We start from the raw sequence: 16,902 nt of genomic DNA on the forward strand, positions 1-16,902 counted from the left end.
GTCGGGTCCTGCTGGTCCTACTGGCCTGCGACGGCCTTGGCCAGGATCGGCGTCAGCTGCTCGACGATCCACGGGGCGCTGAGCGCGTCCGGGTAGGCGATGGCGGAGGCGAGGGTGTTCTCGGACGGCACCACCGCGAAGTGCTTGCTCTTGACCGAGTTCAGCGACAGGAAGAGCTTGTTGGCCTCCAGCTCCTTGGGGCTGATCACCCCGCGGTCGCCGAAGGGGTAGGTGACGAGCAGGACGTCGGCGTCGAGCTGGTCGAGGTTCTCCAGGCTGACCGCGTTCTTGTCGGGGCCGTAGTTCTTCGCCTTGTCGGTCTTGGCGAAGCCGAGCTGTTCGAAGACGCCCGGGTCCTGGTCCCCGTAGGACATGAAGCTGATCTGCTCCGGGTGGACGACGGTGTAGGTGTACGTCTTGCCCTTGAACTCCGGGTGGGCCGCGGCGGCGTCGGAGGTGCCCTTCGCGCTCGCGGCGATCACCTCTTCGGCCTTGGCCTCCAGACCCAGCGCCTTGGCGGCGGTCTTCAGCCGGTCCTGCCAGGTCATGGTGTCGGCCTGCGCCTTGTCGGTGTACGTGACGACCGGGGCGATCGGGGTGAGCTTGGCGTAGTCCTTGTCCATCTCCCAGGTGTTGATGCCGAGGATGACGTCGGGGGCCTCGGCCGCGATGGCCTCGTAGGCGGTGCCGTCGGTGTCGTCGTACGTCTTGAGCTTGCCGGCGCCGAGCTTGTCGATGGCCCGCTGCTTGTACACGGGGACCTTGCCGCCGTCCTCCGCGTCGGGGGTGATGACGGGGACGATGCCGAGCGCGAGGGCGATGTCGGTGTCCCCGTCGGAGACGGTGGCGACCTTCAGCGGCTTCTTCTTGATCTCGGCGCTGCCCCACGCGTTCTTGAGGGCGACCGGGAAGGAGCCCTTGCCGGCGTCGGCCGAGGCGCCCGCCGCGGGCTTGTCCGCGGCGGAGGAGTCGTCGGAGCCGCCGCAGGCGGTGAGCAGGGCGAGGCAGGCGGCGGTGGCGGTGAGGGCGGCCGCGGTGCGGGATCTGGTGTGGACGGACACGGGGACTGTTTCTCCTATGCGGTGGTGCGTCGGCCCAGGGGGAAGATCTGGGGCCGGCCGGAATGGGGATGGGGGACGACCAGGCAGTCCAGTCCGAAGACCTCGCGGACCGTCCGTTCGGTGAGGACCTCCTCGGGCGTGCCCTGGCGGACGATCCGGCCGTCGCGCATGGCGACGATGGTCGAGGCGTACAGGGCGGCCTGGTTGAGGTCGTGGGAGACCAGCACGATGGTCTTGGACGCCTGCTCGTTGAGATCAGCGAGCAGGTCCATGACCTCGATCTGGTGCGCGATGTCGAGGTAGGTGGTGGGTTCGTCCAGCAGCAGCGTGGGCGTCTCCTGGGCGAGCGCCAGGGCGATCCACACCCGCTGGCGCTGGCCGCCGGAGAGCTGGTCCACGGGCCGCCCGATGAGCTCGGCGGTGCCGGTGGCGGTGAGCGCCCGGGCGATGACCTCGTCGTCGGAGGCCGTACGCCGCTGCCCGAACCGCTGATGGGGATGGCGGCCGCGCCAGACCAGGTCCCCGACGGTGATGCTCTCGGGGGCGATCGGCGACTGCGGCAGGATGCCCAGGCGCCGGGCCACCTCGCGGGTGGGCAGGGCGTGGATGTCGTCGCCGTCGAGCAGGACCGCGCCGGCGGCGACGGGCAGCAGCCGGGCGAGCGACTTCAGCAGGGTCGACTTGCCGCAGGCGTTGGGGCCGACGAGGGCGGTGATCCGGCCGGTGGCTATCTCCAGGCTGAGGCCGTCGATGACCGGCTTGCGCTCGTAGCCCGCGCTGATGGACCGGGCCGCGAGCCCCGGGGCCGCAGGGTGACTCATGAGGTTGCTCCTTGACCGCGGCGCAGAATCAGCCAGACGAAGTAGGGGGCGCCGAGCAGCGCCGTGAGGACTCCGGTGGGCACCGGGCTGATCAGCGGGCCGTGCTGGGCCAGGACATCGGCCCCGAGCACCATCACCGCACCGATCGGCGCGGCGAGCGGCAGCGACCGGTCGGCGCCCACCAGACGGACCGCGATGGGCCCGCTGACCAGGGACACGAAGCCGATCGGGCCGGTCACACTGGTGGCCAGGGCGGCGGCGGCCGCACCCAGCAGCAGCGCGGCGGTCCGCGCCCGGCCCACCCGGGTGCCGAGCCCGGCCGCGAGCTGGTCGCCCAGGGACATCGCGCCGAGGGCCCGGCCGAGCGGGGCCGCGGCGAGGGCGCACGCGAGGAAGGCGACCGCGAGGGTGGTGACCCCGTCCCAGGTGGCCCCGCTGACGCTGCCGACGAGCCAGCGCGTCACCTGGGCGATGCTGTGCTGGCCTGCCAGGGAGAACAGGTAGTTGACGTACGCGGTGCACACGGCCGCCATGCCGATGCCGATCAGCACCAGCCGGAAGGTGTCCACCCGGCCGCCGCGCCGGCTCAGCGCCAGCACGATGCCCACCAGCAGGAAGGAACCGGCCAGGGCGGCGCCCTCCACGCCGAAGGGGACCGCGGGGGCGAACAGCAGCACCGTCACCGCTCCGGCGCCCGCCCCGGCGGAGATCCCGACGATGTCCGGGGTCGCGAGGGGGTTGCGGATCAGCCGCTGGTAGAGCGCGCCGGAGAGCCCGAACAGGGCTCCGGCGAGCAGCGCGGCCAGCGCCCTCGGCAGCCGGATGCGGTGGATGACGTAGTCGGCGAGTCCGGTGCGCAGGCCGAACGCGGCGGGCAGTACGTCGCCCGCGGGGATGTTGCGCGTCCCGCCGAGCAGGACCGAGGCCACCAGCAGCGCCGCCAGGACCAGGACCAGGACGCAGGCCAGGAGGGCGGCCCGCCGGGTGGCGGCGCGCCGGGCGGCGCGCAGCCGCGCCGCGGTGACGGCGACGTCGGGCTGCTGAGCCGGGGCGGGGCCGGCCGTGGGTGCGGGGGTGTGCGCGGGCACGCGGATGCCGGTCACGGCCCTCACATCCGGACCAGGTCGCGGCGGCGTGCCAGCCACACGAAGAACGGCGTGCCGACGATCGCGGTCATCACCGACACCTGGACCTCGCCGTGGTCCAGGACCACCCGGCCCACGGTGTCGGCGCCGACCAGCAGGACGGCCCCGCAGAGCATCGACAGCGGCAGCGACCAGCGGTGGTCCGCGCCGACGAGCATCCGCGCGAGGTGCGCGGCCACCAGGCCCACGAAGGCCACCGGGCCGACGGCGGCGGTCGCCGCCGCGCACAGCGTCACCGCCACGGCGGCGGCGGCCAGCTGGGCCCGCTGGACCCGCAGCCCCAGCCCCCGCGCGCTCTCCTCGCCGAGGCTGAGGAGGTTGAGGGTACGGCCGAGCGGCAGGGCGAGCAGCAGGCCGACGACCGCGAAGGGCGCGATCTCGCCGAGCACTTGGGCCCGGCCGGTGAGCTGCCCGACCGACCAGAAGCGCAGCGAGGAGTAGACGGCCTCGTCCCGTACGACGAGCAGGGTGACCAGTGAGGCCAGCACGGCGGCGATCGCGACGCCGGCCAGCACCAGCCCGATGGTGGTGCTGCCCGCGTTGGTGCGGGTGCCGATCAGGTACACCAGGGCAGCCGTGACGGCCGAGCCGGCGAGCGCCAGCCAGAAGAACCCGCCGGCGTCGCTCACGTCGAGGAACAGGATCCCCAGGACCACGAACATCGCGGCGCCCTGTTCCACGCCCAGTACCCCCGGATCGGAGAGCGGGTTCATGGTCAGGGCCTGCATCACGAGGCCGGAGGCGCCCAGCGAGGCGCCCACCGCCAGCCCGAGCAGGGTGCGGGGGATCCGCTCGGTCCACAGGACGTCGTGGTTGTACCCGCTGCCGCCGGGGTGCAGGAGGATCTTGACGATCTCCAGCGCGGAGATGTCGCGGGCGCCGAGACCGGTGCTCGCGATCACCACCACCGCGAGGAGCAGTCCGCCGAGCAGCAGCACCGAAGTGCCGCGGGACAGGCGGGTCCTCGCGGGGGCCGGTGGCGGCGGTTGTGCCGTCGTCGGCAGGACCGTGTGAGTCATGGGTGTTCCGGAGCTCCTCGTTTGTGCAGCGACTACTTAGGTTAGCCTTACCAATGTGGGGCCGATCCAATGCCGGAGGCGGAACGCTCCCACTCAGGGGCCAGAATCCGCACGAGCGCGAAGGGGAAGGCGATGACCGGGGAACCGGACGGGTACCGCGCCGACGACGGGGTCATCGACGCGGGCGGACACCCTCCGCACGTCCACACCTTCCACGAGTTCCTCTACGTACCCATGGGGCACATCGTGGTGTCCGCCCAGGGCCGGGAGTTCGAGCTGGGCGCCCGCGCCGCGCTGTGGATCCCGGCCGGCGTGCTGCACGGCGCCCGGTTCGGCGACGACGCGGTGATCGCGGTCGAGGCGTTCGAAGCCGAGGAGTTCACGCTGCCGTACGCGGAGGTGACCCCGGTCGGCGTGAGTGACGGTCAGCGCAGGCTGCTGCTGGGCCGGTTGCGCAGTACGCGGGGTGTCGAGGGCGATCGCGAGGTGTTCGCCCGGCTGTGCGCCACCCACCCCGACAGTCTGCCGCTCCCGCAACCCACCAGCGCCAACGCGGCGGTGGTGGCGCGCGAGCTGTCCCGCACCCCGGGCGATCCCAGGACCGCGACCGAGTGGGCGGCCGGGCTGTACACCAGCTCCACCAGCCTGCGCCGGGCGTTCCTGGCGGAGACCGGGCTGGCGTTCTCCGAGTGGCGCACCCGGCTCCGGCTCAACCACTCCCTGTGCCTGCTGGAACAGGGACAGCTGGTGAGCGCCGTGGCCGCCCAGGTCGGCTTCGTCAGCACCAACGGCTACATCCTGGCGTTCCGCAGGTACTTCGCCTGCACCCCCGGCGCGTACGTCAGGCAAGTCCTCGCCCGGCCCGCCGGGCGGGAGGTCCGCCGGGGGCCGGACCGGGTCACAGCTCCGAGATGACCCGGTCGGTGGTGGTCACGTACGCGCACCGGCCCGCGGCCCACTCCAGTGCCAGCCGGTGCTCGCGCTCCGAGAAGTCCGCGACCGCGTCCGCGACGACGAACGCCCGGATGTCCCGCATCCACGCGTCGCAGGCGGTCATCAGCACCCCGATGTGGGCGTACACCCCGGTGATGACCAGCTGGTCCCGGCCCGCCGCGCGCATCCGCTCCAGCAGGTCCGTACGGACGAAGGCGCTGTACTTCCACTTGGTCAGCACCGTGTCCCCGGGCCCCGGGGCCACGGCCGGGGCGATGGCCGCCGCCCCGGGGTCGGCCGGCAACCCCGGCCCCCAGAAGTCCTGCTGGAGGCCGCGCTCGGCGGCGCTCTGGCCGCCGGGCTGGGCCGTGTAGAAGACCGGCACCCCGGCCCGGACCGCCTCCTCGCGCAGCCGGGACACCTCCCGGAGCAGGCCGGTGACGGGCTCGCTCCCAGTGTCGTACGCGGAGAGGAAGTAGTTCTGCAGGTCGTGGACGAGCAGCACCGCGCGGGCGGGATCGACCTTCCACTCCACCCGGTTGGCGGGCAGCTCGGCGGCGGTGGGCATGGGGTAGGGGGCGATCACGGGGAGACCCATGGGAGTTCCGTTCGGTGCGGTGTCGGGAAGCGGCGGGCGGTGAGCCCGCCGGGGGAGGGGGCCGGTGGGGGAGGGGCCGGTGGGGCCGGCCGGTCGGGCGGGGGCCGCGGGGGCCGGGGTCGCGGGGGCGGCGGCCGCCCGCAGGTCCTTCTTCGAGACCTTGCCGACGCCGGTGGTGGGGAAGGCGGTCACGAACTCGATCCGGTCCGGCACCTTGTACGCGGCCAGCCCCCGCTGCCGCACGAACCGCTTCATCGCGACCCCCGTCACCGGTCCGGCGTCCGCGCGCAGGATCACGTACGCGCAGGTCCGCTCGCCGAGGTACGGGTCCGGCTCCGCGACCACGTTCGCGTCGTGCACCGCCGGGTGCGCGAGCAGGTGGTTCTCCACCTCCTCAGCGGCGATCTTCTCGCCGCCGCGGTTGATCTGGTCCTTGGCGCGCCCCTCCACCACCAGGTGCCCGGTGGCGGTCTGCCGCACGATGTCGCCCGTCCGGTAGAACCCGTCGGCCGTGAACGAACGGGCGTTGTGCTCCGGCGCCCGCCAGTAGCCGCGGATCGTGTACGGGCCCCGGGTCAGCAGGTGCCCGGTGGTTCCGCCCGGCACCGGCCGGTCCTCGTCGTCGACCACGAGGATCTCGTCGTCCGGGGAGATCGGGCTGCCCTGGGTGGTGAAGACCGTCTCCAGCGGATCGTCCAGCCGGGTGTAGTTCACCAGCCCCTCCGCCATCCCGAAGACCTGCTGGAGGGTGCAGCCCAGCGCCGGGCCGACGCGCCGGGCCGCCTCCTCGCTGAACTTCGCGCCGCCCACCAGCAGGACGTCGAGGCTGCTCAGGTCGTGGGCGGTGTGCGCGGCCGCCTCCGTCCACAGCAGCGCCAGCGGCGGGACCAGCCCCGTGATCGTCACCCCTTCCGACTCGACGAGCGGGAACGCCGCGTCCGGCACGGGCTGCGGACTGAGCACCACGCGCCCGCCCGCGTACAGCGTGCCGAGCGAACCGGGCGAGGACAGCGGGAAGTTGTGCGCCGCCGGCAGCGCCACCAGGTACACCGAATCGGCGGTCACGCCACAGATCTCGTTCGAGGCGCGCACCGAGTAGAGGTAGTCGTCGTGCGTGCGCGGGATCAGTTTCGGCACGCCCGTGCTGCCGCCGGAGAGCTGGAGGAAGGCCAGGTCCCCGGGTGCGGGACCGGCCGGGCCGCCGTCCGGGTCTCCGTCCGGGTCGGCCGGTACCCCGGACAGGGCGGTGAACGGCCCGGGGTCGCCGCCCGCCACGAAGACGTGCCGCAGGCCCGGGACCTCCGCGCAGACGTCCGCCGCCAGCCGGCGGTAGTCGAAGCCGCCGTGCACCTCCGGGACGACGTACGCCACGGCCTCGGTGAAGGAGCAGAAGTACGCGATCTCGGTCCGCCGGTGCGCGGGCAGCGCGAACACCGGCAGCGCGCCGATCCGGAACAGAGCGAAGACCACCTCGAAGAACTCCGCCGTGTTGGGGAGCTGGACGACCACCCGGTCGCCGGCGCCGATGCCGCGGGCGGCCAGCCCGGCGGCCATCCGGTCGGCGCGCAGGTCCAGTTCGCCGTACGTCCAGGTGCGGCGCCCGCCGTCCGGACCGCCCGCCGGGTCCACGACCGCGATCCGGTCCGGGTGCTCCGCCGCGCGCTCGCGCAGCATCCCGCCGAAGGTCTCGCCGCGCCACCAGCCCGCCGCGCGGTAGCGCGCGGTGAAGTCCTCGGGCCAGGTCGGTGCGTCAGTGCTCACAGCTCGGCTCCCACGGCCTGGAGGAAGGTACGGAACTTCGCGGCGGTCTCCGCGGTCTCCGCCTCGGGGTCGGAGGTCCCCACCACACCGGCGCCGGCGAACAGCCGCAGCCGCCGGCCCTCCGCCTCGGCGCAGCGGATGGTGACGACCCACTCGCCGTCGCCGCTCGCGTCCTGCCAGCCGACCATCCCGGTGAAGAAGCCCCGGTCGAACGGCTCGGTCTGGCGGATCACCCGGCGGGCGATCCCGGTCGGCGTGCCGCACACCGCCGGGGTGGGGTGCAGGGCGCAGGCCACGTCCAGGGCGCTCACGTCCGGGTCGGCCGGCACTCCGGTCACGGTGGTCGACAGGTGCCACATCGTCGCCGTACGCACCAGAGTGGGCCGTTCGGGGACGTGGAGTTCGGAGCAGTACGGGGCCATGGCCGCGCGGACGGCGTCCACGACGACCCCGTGCTCGTGCAGGTCCTTCTCCGACCGCAGCAGCGTGGCGGCCCGCAGTACGTCCTCGGCGAGGTCGGCGCTGCGCGGGGTCGAACCGGCCAGCGGGTTGGCGGTGAAGCGGTTCCCGCGGCGTGAGACGAGCAGTTCGGGGCTGGCGCCGAGCAGCGTCCGGCCGGGGCCGGTGGGCAGCGCGAACGTGTACCCGTCCGGGTCCCGGCGGGCGAGGCGCTGGAGCATCGACGGGAGGTCCAGCGGCCCCGGGGAGAGCAGTTCGAGCGAGCGGGCCAGGACCACCTTGCCGAACTCGCCCCGCCGCATCCGCTCCACCGCCGCGGCCACGCCCTTGGCGTACACCTCCGGTTCCGGGACGGCCGCCACTTCCCAGCCGGCGGGGGCCGCGGCGGCCGGCTCCAGGGCCACCAGCGGATCGGTGCGCAGCGGGGGGCCGCTGCGCACCCGCTCGGGAACGACCAGCGCGGCCGGTTCCTCCGGGTCGAAGGGGACGGCCCCGAGGACCACCGGCCAGAGGTCGCCGTCGTGCGCCGCGCCGGCGAGGGCGGCGCGCACCCGCCCCGGCAGCGGGGCGTCGCCGGGGGCGACGGCGGCCCGGACGCCGTCCGCGAGGAGGGTGCGGGTCGGGGTCGCGAGGAAGTGGTCGCCGGGCCGGTAGGCGTCGAGCAGGGCGGTGGCCGCGCCCACGGCGGGACGGGACGGGTCGCCCGGGGCGGGGGGTGTGGCGACGGGGTGGACGGTTGGCACGGTGGCTCCTCTTCGGACAGCGGGCGGGCGGTGCGGCCGCGCCGGGCGGGAGCCGGCGGTGCACGCCCGCGGGCGGGCTGATCTGGCGGGTGTGGCGGTGCGGTGGGGAAGTGCGGTGGGGAGGTGCGGGGTGCGGAGGTGCGATCGCGGTCGCGGGGTCCGGCGTCGGTCCGGTGCGCGGTCAGCGCAGGGTGGCGCCGCCGTCCACGTAGAGGTCCTGCATCGTGATGTGCCGGGCCTGGTCGGAGGCGAGGAAGACCACGGCGTCGGCGATGTCCTGCGGGTCCGCGATCCGGGCCAGCGGGATCCCGGTGCGGTAGGTCGCGAGGTCGCCGTCGAGCACCCGGCGGGGCGCGTCGGCATCGGTCCACAGGGAGCGCTGCATCGGGGTGTCGGTGGATCCCGGGGCCACCACGTTGCAGCGGACCCCGTGGCGGGCGTACTCCAGCCCCAGACACTTGGTGAACATCACCGCGGCAGCCTTGGACGCGGCGTACGCGGACATTCCGGTGCGCGGGATCCCCGCCGCGTTGGAGGCGACGGTGACGATGCTGCCGGTGCCGCGCGCGGCCATCCTGGGGGCCACGGCGCGGGCGGTGTGGAAGACGCCCGTGGTGTTGACGGCGAAGGTCCGCGACCAGTCCTCGTCGGTGAGTTCGGCGGCCGGCGCGGTGCGCAGGATGCCGGCGACGTTGACCAGGATGCCGAGGGGACCGAGGTCGCGCTCGATCCGGTCGACGGTCTCCTCGACGGCCCGGCCGTCGGTCACGTCGAGCGGGTACGCCCGGACGGCCGCGGCCGGTCCGGAGGCCGGGGCCTGCGGGGCGAGTCGTTCCGCGAGTTCCGCGACGGCGGCTCCGTGGACGTCGGTCGCGGCCACGGAGACCCCGAGCGCGTACAGCGAGCGCGCCACGGCCGCTCCGATGCCCTGTCCGGCGCCGGTGACCAGGGCCACCCGTCCGGCGAGCCGTGGCCTGCCGGGCACTGTGTCAGACATGCCTGCCCCCTCATAAGGTAAGCCTAACCTAACTGAATCGTTTCTCCCACCCCGGTGGGCCGCCCTGCCCCGGCAAACCCCCTGCTCCGGCAGAGACTTGCGCGGGGCGGGCCCCGGGGGCGCGGGCGCGGGGCGCGGGCGCGGGGCGCGGGCGCGGGGCGCGGGGCGGCGGCCGGCCGGAGCCGGCCGCCGCCCCGCCCCCGGCTCACCCCCCGGAGGGAAGGGCGGCCAGCGCCCGCGCGAGTACCGGGCCGATCCGTGCCAGGACGTCCGGGGACATCAACTCGTCGTGGCCGCAGTCCAGTACGTGCTCCTCCAGCCGTCCGTCGAGGTACGGCGGCCACATCCGGGCGGGCGCCTCCGCCGCCGGCGTGGTGCGGGCCGCCGTGAAGAACAGCACGTCACCGCGGAAGCGCCGGGTCCGGCTGCGCGAGAGCAGCCGTACGCAGTGCATGTTGGTCGCGACGATCGCGTCGAGCAGCTCCTCGTCGAACCCGGCCAGCAGGCCCTGGCTGTCCCGGATCGCCGTCACGGCCTCCGCCCGGTCCACCGCGCCGCCCTCCGCGGGCCCTTCCAGCCCGGCCACCGAGAGCAGGAACCCGCTCTCCTCCCGCTCCAGCCGCTCCCGCCACTCCGGGTCGTCGATGTACGCCCAGTCCTCCGCCTCCGGCGGATACGCGTCGAGCAGCCCGAGGAAGGCGACCTCCTCGCCGCGCTCCTGGAGCATGGCGCCCAGCGTCTGCGCCACCGTCCCGCCGAAGGAGTACCCGAGGAAGTGGTACGGGCCCTGCGGCTGCACCGACCTGATCTGCGCGAGGTAGACCTCCGCGAGCTCCGCCACGTCGGCGGCGTCCGGCTGCGGCCCGGACAGCCCCGGCGACTGGAGGCCGTACACCGGCCGGTCCGCGTCCAGGTACCGCAGCAGGCCCGTGTACTGCCAGCTGAAGCCCGAGGCCGGATGGAAGCAGAACAGCGGCGCGGCCGCGCCCCGTTCCCGCAGCGGCATCAGCACCCGCAGCGCGTCCCGGCGGGCGTCCGAACCGATCCGGGAGGCGATGTCCGCCACCGTCGGCGCGGTCATCACGGAGGCGACCTGCACGGGCACCCCGAGGGCGTCCCGGATCCGGCCGACCAGCCGCATCGCGAGCAGCGAATGCCCGCCCAGCTCGAAGAAGTTGTCCTCGACCCCGACCTGCTCCAGTCCGAGGATCTCGGCGAAGATCCCGGCCAGCAGCTCCTCGCGGGCGTCCTTCGGCGGCCGGCCGCCGCGCTCGCCGGAGAACTCCGGCGCGGGCAGCGCCGCCCGGTCCACCTTGCCGTTCACCGTCAGCGGCAGCGCCGCCAGCTCCACGAACGCCGAGGGCACCATGTACTCCGGCAGGTTCCGCGACAGGTGCGCGCGCAGCGCCGCCGGATCGCAGCCCTGCCCGGTCGCCGCCACCGTGTACGCGACCAGCCTGCGCACCCCGCCCCGGCCGCTGTGCAGCGCCACCGCCGCGGCCGTGACGCCCGGAGCGGCCGCGACCGCCGACTCGATCTCGCCGAGCTCGATCCGGAAACCGCGGATCTTGATCTGGTCGTCCGCCCGGCCGAGGTAGTCGAGGGCGTCGTCCGCCCGCCAGCGCACCAGGTCGCCGGTGCGGTACATCAGCGTCCCGGGCTCCCCGAACGGGTCCGCCACGAACCGCTCCGCCGTCAGCGCGGGGCGCCCGAAGTAGCCCCGGGCCAGGCCCGCCCCCGCCAGGTACAGCTCACCGGGAACGCCTGCCGCAGCCGGCCGCAGCGCGCTGTCGAGCACGTACGCCCGGGTGTTGTGGATGGGCCGGCCCACGCAGGAGCCCGCGCTGTCGGCCACGTCCGCGCCCAGCGCGTTGATCGTGTATTCGGTCGGGCCGTACAGGTTGTAGCCCATCGTGCCCTGCGTCTGCTCCAGCAGCGTCCACAGGCTGTCCGGGACCGCCTCGCCGCCCAGCAGGACCAGCGCGGGCCGGTGCCGGTCCGGGCTCAGCAGGCCCGCCTCGACCAGCTGCTGCCCGTACGAGGGAGTGACGTTGACGACGTCGATGCCCACCCGGTCGTAGTGCGCGGTCAGCGCCGCCGGGTCCAGCCGCAGCTGTTCGCCGATGACGTGCACCTCGTGCCCGTCGACCAGCCAGAAGAACTCCTCCCACGACATGTCGAAGGCGAAGGAGACGGTGTGCGCCACCTTCATCCGGCGCCCCCCGGCCAGGGCCACCGCCGGGGCGAAGATCCGCTCCCGGTGGTTGAGCAGCATGTTCGTCAGCCCCGAGTAGGGCACCACCACCCCCTTGGGGCGGCCCGTGGAACCGGAGGTGTAGATCACGTACGCCGGGTGCCGGCCGTCGCGCACGCCGGTCAGCTCCGACTCCGCGAGGGCCGCCGGGGAGAGCCCCGCCAACTCCTCCCGGACGCCGGGAGCGTCGAGTTCCAGCGCGGGTACGCCCGCCACCGCCGGCACCCGGTCCGCCACCGCGCCCGTCGTCACCAGGCACAGCGGCGCGGCGTCGCGGACCATGTCCGCGAGCCGCTCCACCGGGTGGTCCAGATCCAGCGGCAGGTACGCGGCGCCCGCCTTCAGTACGGCGAACAGCGCGACCACGAAGTCCGCCGACCGCGGCAGCCCCAGGGCCACCACCGCCTCCGGCCCCGCGCCCCGCGCGACGAGCGCCCGGGCCAGCCGGTTCGCGCGGGCGTCGAGCTCGGCGTAGCTCAGCCGCTCGTCCTCGAAGACCAGCGCGGTGTCCTCGGGCGTGCGGGCGGCCTGCTCGGCGAACAGGTCGATCACCGTCGTGTCCGGGACGGAGTGGCCCGTGTCGTCGCCCTTGGCGAGCAGCGCCTCCCGCTCGCCGGCCGCCAGCGTGGCCAGCCGGCCCACCGGCAGCGCCCCCGCGTCGGCGAGCTGCTCCACCAGCGCGGCCAGCCGGCCGGCCAGCTCGCGCGCGGCCGCCTCGTCGTACAGGTCGGGACGGTAGGCCAGGGTCAGCTCCAGCGCCCGGCCCGGGGTCACCGCCAGGGTCAGCGGGTAGTGCGTCCCGTCGACGCTGTGGGTCCAGCCGATCCCGTGGCGCTCCACCGCCGCCTCGCGGGCCGTGTCGTCCAGCGGGGTGTTGCGGAACACGTACAGGGTGTCGAAGAGCTGCCCGATCCCGCTCAGCCGCTGGATCGGACCCAGGCCCACGTAGTGGTGCGGCAACAGCTCCGCGTGCTCGCGCTGCACCCGCACCAGCAGGTCGCGCAGCGGCTCGTCGGCGCGCAGCGACACCCGGAACGGCAGCGTGTTCATGAACATGCCGATCATCTGGTCCACCCCGGGGACGTCCGCCGGGCGGCCCGAGACCGTCGCGCCGAACACCACGTCGTCCCGGCCCGTCATCGCGGCCAGCGCGAGCGACCAGGCCGTGCTCAACACCGTGTTGAGGGTGATCCCGCAGCCCCGGGCGAAGGCCCGCAGCCGGTCGCTGGTCCCCTCGTCCAGGGACAGGTCCACCACCTCGGCGGTCACCGGCTGCCGCGCCGGGTCGGCCGGCGCCACCAGCGCGCCCTGCTCCAGCCCCGACAGGTGCGCCCGCCAGGCCCGCGCCGCCTCCTCGGTGTCCACCAGGGAGAGCCAGCGCAGGTACTCCCGGTACGGGGTCACCGGCGCCAGCGCCTCGACCGAGCCGCCGTTGCCGTACAGGGCGAACAGCTCCTCGAAGAACAGCGACTCCGACCAGCCGTCGGTCAGGATGTGGTGCTGCGTCACGCACAGCACCCAGCGCTGCGCCGCGCACTTGACCAGCGTCACCCGGATCAGCGGCGGCGCCGCCAGGTCGAACCGGGTCGCCGCGTCGGCCAGCGAGAACTCCCGCAGCGCCGCGTCCTGCGCCTCCCGGTCCAGCCCCGTCAGGTCCAGCTCCCGCCAGGGCAGCTCCCACTCGCCCGGAACCACCTGCACCGGGCCCTCCAGGCCCTCGTGCCAGAACCCGGCCCGCAGGTTGGGGTGGCGGCGCAGCAGGGCGTCGAACGCCGTCCGCAGCGCCGTCGCGTCCACCGCGTGCAGCAGCTCCACGAAGTTCTGCATCAGGTACACGTCCAGCGCGCGGTCGTCGTACACCGCGTGGAAGTACAGGCCCTCCTGGAGCGGGGCGAGCGGCAACGCCTCCGCCATCGACGGGAAGGCGCCGGTCAGCAGCTCCCGCTGCTCCCGCGTCAGCTCCACCAGCGGCCCGGCGGCCGCCGGAGCGGACTGCGGGGCCCCCGCGGTGCCCGCGGCCGCCGCCAGCCGGGCGACCGTACGGTGCTCGAAGACATCGCGCGGGGTCAGCACCAGACCCTCCTTGCGGGCCCGCGTGACCAGCTGGATGGAGACGATGCTGTCGCCGCCCAGCGCGAAGAAGTCGTCGTCGATCCCGGTCGACTCCAGCCCCAGCAGCTCGGTGAAGACCGCGCACAGCGTCCGTTCGCGGTCGTCGCGCGGGGCCCGGGAGCTCTCGGCGCCGCCGAGCGAGGGAGCCGGCAGGGCGGCCCGGTCCAGCTTGCCGCTGACGTTCACCGGCAGCCGGTCCAGCATTACGACCGCCGCCGGGACCAGGTACTCCGGCAGCCGGGCCGCCAGCCGCTCGCGGGCGAGCGCCGGATCCACCCCTCCGGTCACGTAGCCCACCAGCCGCTTGACCCCGGGGGTGTCCTCCCGGACCACCGCGGCGGCCGTCGCCACCCCCTCCAGGGCGCTCAGCGCGGCCTCCACCTCACCCAGCTCGATCCGGTAGCCGCGGATCTTGACCTGGTCGTCGGCCCGGCCGAGGAACTCCAGCCGCCCGTCCGCGCGCAGCCGCACCAGGTCGCCCGTCCGGTACATCCGGGAGCCGGGCGGCCCGAACGGATCGGCCACGAACCGGCCTGCCGTCAGCGCCGGGCGGCCCAGGTAGCCGCGCGCCGTGCCGTGCCCCGACAGGTACAGCTCGCCCGGGGTCCCGGCCGGCGCCGGGCGCAGCGCCGCGTCCAGCACGTACGCCGAGGTGTTGGCGATGGGCCGGCCCACGAGGGGGACGGCGGAGTCGGCCAGGTCGGCGGCGAGGGCGTCCACCGTGTACTCGGTGGGCCCGTACAGGTTCACCGACATCACCCCGGGCGCGTCCCGGACCTGCGACCACAAGGCCTCCGGCACCGCCTCGCCGCCGAGCAGCAGCAGGCCGGGCCGGTGCCGGTCCGCATCCAGCAGCCCCCACTCCAGCAGGGCCTGCGCGTACGTCGGCGTCACGTCCATGGCGTCGATCCGGTGCTCGCGCACGTACCCGACGGTGAACTCCGCGTCGCGGCGGCCCGTCTCGTCCAGGACGTGCAGCTCATGGCCCGCGATCAGCCAGAACAGCTGCTCCCAGGAGGTGTCGAAGCTGAACGAGGCGGTGTGCAGGGCGCGCAGGCGGCGGCCGCCCGCCGCGGTGACCGCCGGGGCGAACACCTCCGCGAGGTGGTTGGCGTACAGGTTCGACAGCCCCCCGCTCGTCAGCACCACGCCCTTGGGAACGCCCGTGGACCCCGAGGTGTAGATCACGTACGCGGGATGCCCGGACTCCACCGCGGGGCCGGTGAACCGCTCGCCGTGCGAGGCGAGTTCGGCGCGGGTCTCCGGCGCGTCCAGCACGATCCGCTCCGGACCGCCGGCCGCAGGGGCGGGCAGCAGCCCCGCCGCGCTCCCGCCGGTCAGCACGCACGCCGGGCGCGCGTCCGCCAGCATCAGCGCCAGCCGGTCGGCCGGGTAGTCCAGGTCCATCGGCAGGTACGCGGCGCCCGCCTTCAGCACCGCCAGGATCGCGACGACCGACTCCGCCGAGCGCGGCAGGGCGAGGGCCACCACCGACTCCGGGCCCACCCCGCGCCTCGCCAGCAGGGCCGCCAGCCGTCCGGCCCGCGCCTCCAGCTCCGCGAACGTCAGCCGCGTCGTACCCGCAACCACCGCGCACGCCCCGGGCGTCGCCGCCGCCCGCTCCGCGAACCGGTCCGCGACCGTGCCCGCGGGGACGTCGCGCACGGCGCCGGCCCAGCCGGCCCGCAGCCGGTCCCGCTCACCCGGGGTGATCAGCTCCAGGGCGCCGACCGGGGTGTCCGTGGTCCGGGCCAGCTGCTCCAGCAGGCCCGCCAGCCGGTCCGCGATCCCCGCCGCGGCCCGCGCGTCGAACAGGTCGGGCCGGTACTCCAGGGCCAGTTCGGCCCGCTCGTCCAGGGCCACCGCCAGGGTCAGCGGGTAGTGCGTCGCGTCGCGCGCCGACACCTCCGCCACCCGCACCCCGTCCGACAGGGCCGGCCGGGCGGACGGGTCCACCGGGTAGTTCTCGATGACCACCAGCGTGTCGAACAGCTCTCCGCCGCCCGCCTGCTTCTGGATCCCGCGCAGCCCGAGGTGATGGTGGGCCAGCAGGGCGTTCTGCTCGTCGCGGAAGCGGCGCAGCAGGTCCGCGACGCTCTCCTGCGACCGGGCGCTCAGACGCACGGGGACGGTGGTGATGAAGAGCCCCACCATCGACTCCACGCCGGGTATCTCCTCCGGTCTGCCCGAGACCGTCAGCCCGAACACCACGTCCTGGCGCCCCGTCAGCGAGCCCAGCAGCAGCCCCCAGGCCGCCTCGATCACCGTGCTCGGCGTCGTGCCCAGCCGCCGCGCCGCCGCCTTCAGCCCGGCCGTGGCCCCCTCAGACAGCTCCAGCCGGTGCACGCCCGGCCGTACCGAGGTCCGGGACGGATCCGAGGGAGCCACCAGCGTGGCCCCGTCCAGGCCCGCCAGCGCACCGCGCCAGGCCCCCTCGGCGGCCGGAGCGTCCTGCCGCCGCAGCCACGCCAGGTACTCCCGGTACGGGCGCACCGGGGGGAGCGCGGCGAGGTCGCCGCCGTTCTCGTACAGCGCCAGCAGGTCACCGACCAGCAGCGGCATCGACCAGCCGTCGACCAGGACGTGGTGCACCGTGACGATCAGCAGGTGGTCGTCCGGACCCCGGCGGGCCAGCGCCATCCGCAGCAGCGGCGGCTCGTGCAGGGCGAAGCGGTGGTTCAGCTCGGCCCGCTCCACCCGGCGCACCGCCGAGGGAGAGGGGTCGTCGCTCAGGTCCACCCGGCCCAGCGCGAAGGAGACCTCCGCCGGGACGAACTGCACCGGCTGCGGCACCCCCTCGTGCCAGAACCCGGCCCGCAGGTTCGGGTGGCGGCGCAGCAGCGCCGCGCCCGCCCGCTCCAGGCGCTCCGCGTCGACCGGACCGGCCAGCGTCACCGAGACCTGCACGGTGTAGATGTCGGGCGCGCTCTGGTCGTACACCGAATGGAACAGCATTCCCTGCTGCAAGGGGGACAGCGGAAGCATGTCCTCGATTCGCG

9 protein-coding genes and 1 pseudogene are annotated in these 16,902 nt (G+C 74.5%); 1 reads left to right on the plus strand and 9 read right to left on the minus strand.

What is annotated here, in order from left to right:
* Positions 1–17 precede the first annotated feature (17 nt).
* The 4 genes from IE248_RS22210 to IE248_RS22225 are packed head-to-tail and all read right to left on the minus strand — an operon-like array spanning position 18 to position 4,046.
* A complete protein-coding gene (locus IE248_RS22210; protein WP_190031493.1) occupies positions 18–1,061 on the minus strand; it encodes an ABC transporter substrate-binding protein in 1,044 nt (347 codons plus the stop codon).
* 14 nt (positions 1,062–1,075) lie between these two features.
* A complete protein-coding gene (locus IE248_RS22215) occupies positions 1,076–1,882 on the minus strand; it encodes an ABC transporter ATP-binding protein (RefSeq protein ID WP_100582989.1) in 807 nt (268 codons plus the stop codon).
* Positions 1,879–2,985, minus strand: a complete 1,107-nt coding sequence (locus IE248_RS22220; protein WP_190031494.1) for a FecCD family ABC transporter permease — start codon at positions 2,983–2,985, stop codon at positions 1,879–1,881. Before IE248_RS22220 ends, IE248_RS22215 begins: the two co-directional genes overlap by 4 nt.
* A 5-nt stretch (positions 2,986–2,990) precedes the next feature.
* Positions 2,991–4,046, minus strand: a complete 1,056-nt coding sequence (locus IE248_RS22225; RefSeq protein ID WP_190031495.1) for a FecCD family ABC transporter permease — start codon at positions 4,044–4,046, stop codon at positions 2,991–2,993.
* A 132-nt stretch (positions 4,047–4,178) separates the two neighbouring features.
* Between IE248_RS22225 and IE248_RS22230 the strand changes: the two genes are divergently transcribed.
* Positions 4,179–4,961 carry a helix-turn-helix transcriptional regulator gene (locus IE248_RS22230; protein ID WP_229895452.1) on the plus strand — a complete coding sequence of 261 codons (783 nt, stop codon included), beginning with the start codon at positions 4,179–4,181 and terminating at the stop codon, positions 4,959–4,961.
* Here IE248_RS22230 and IE248_RS22235 read toward each other — a convergent pair.
* The 5 genes and pseudogenes from IE248_RS22235 to IE248_RS22255 all read right to left on the minus strand — a co-directional run bounded on the left by IE248_RS22235 (position 4,945) and on the right by IE248_RS22255 (position 16,888).
* The gene (locus IE248_RS22235; RefSeq protein WP_190031537.1) at positions 4,945–5,577 is read right to left on the minus strand and encodes an isochorismatase family protein; all 633 of its coding nucleotides are present in this window, start codon (positions 5,575–5,577) and stop codon (positions 4,945–4,947) included. The two genes, IE248_RS22230 and IE248_RS22235, sit on opposite strands and share 17 nt — an antisense overlap.
* A gap of 105 nt (positions 5,578–5,682) precedes the next feature.
* Positions 5,683–7,338, minus strand: a pseudogene (locus IE248_RS22240) ((2,3-dihydroxybenzoyl)adenylate synthase); the annotation flags it as partial.
* A complete protein-coding gene (locus IE248_RS22245) occupies positions 7,335–8,540 on the minus strand; it encodes an isochorismate synthase (protein ID WP_100582994.1) in 1,206 nt (401 codons plus the stop codon). The gene IE248_RS22245 and the pseudogene IE248_RS22240, both read right to left, overlap by 4 nt.
* A 181-nt stretch (positions 8,541–8,721) precedes the next feature.
* Entirely contained in the window at positions 8,722–9,537 is an 816-nt protein-coding gene (locus tag IE248_RS22250; protein WP_100582995.1) for a 2,3-dihydro-2,3-dihydroxybenzoate dehydrogenase, read from the minus strand.
* Positions 9,538–9,742: 205 nt separating this feature from the next.
* Entirely contained in the window at positions 9,743–16,888 is a 7,146-nt protein-coding gene (locus IE248_RS22255; protein WP_190031538.1) for a non-ribosomal peptide synthetase, read from the minus strand.
* Between the last annotated feature and the right edge of the window lie 14 nt (positions 16,889–16,902).

The organism is Streptomyces goshikiensis (assembly GCF_014650555.1).
Taxonomy (GTDB): Bacteria; Actinomycetota; Actinomycetes; order Streptomycetales; family Streptomycetaceae; genus Streptomyces; species Streptomyces goshikiensis.

Coding starts and splice junctions, on each gene's coding strand:
- IE248_RS22215 (WP_100582989.1), bottom strand. CDS start 1,882: ATGAGTCACCCTGCGGCCCCGGGGCTCGCGGCCCGGTCCATCAGCGCG.
- IE248_RS22225 (WP_190031495.1), bottom strand. CDS start 4,046: ATGACTCACACGGTCCTGCCGACGACGGCACAACCGCCGCCACCGGCC.
- IE248_RS22230 (WP_229895452.1), top strand. CDS start 4,179: ATGACCGGGGAACCGGACGGGTACCGCGCCGACGACGGGGTCATCGAC.
- IE248_RS22235 (WP_190031537.1), bottom strand. CDS start 5,577: ATGGGTCTCCCCGTGATCGCCCCCTACCCCATGCCCACCGCCGCCGAG.
- IE248_RS22250 (WP_100582995.1), bottom strand. CDS start 9,537: ATGTCTGACACAGTGCCCGGCAGGCCACGGCTCGCCGGACGGGTGGCC.
- IE248_RS22255 (WP_190031538.1), bottom strand. CDS start 16,888: ATGCTTCCGCTGTCCCCCTTGCAGCAGGGAATGCTGTTCCATTCGGTG.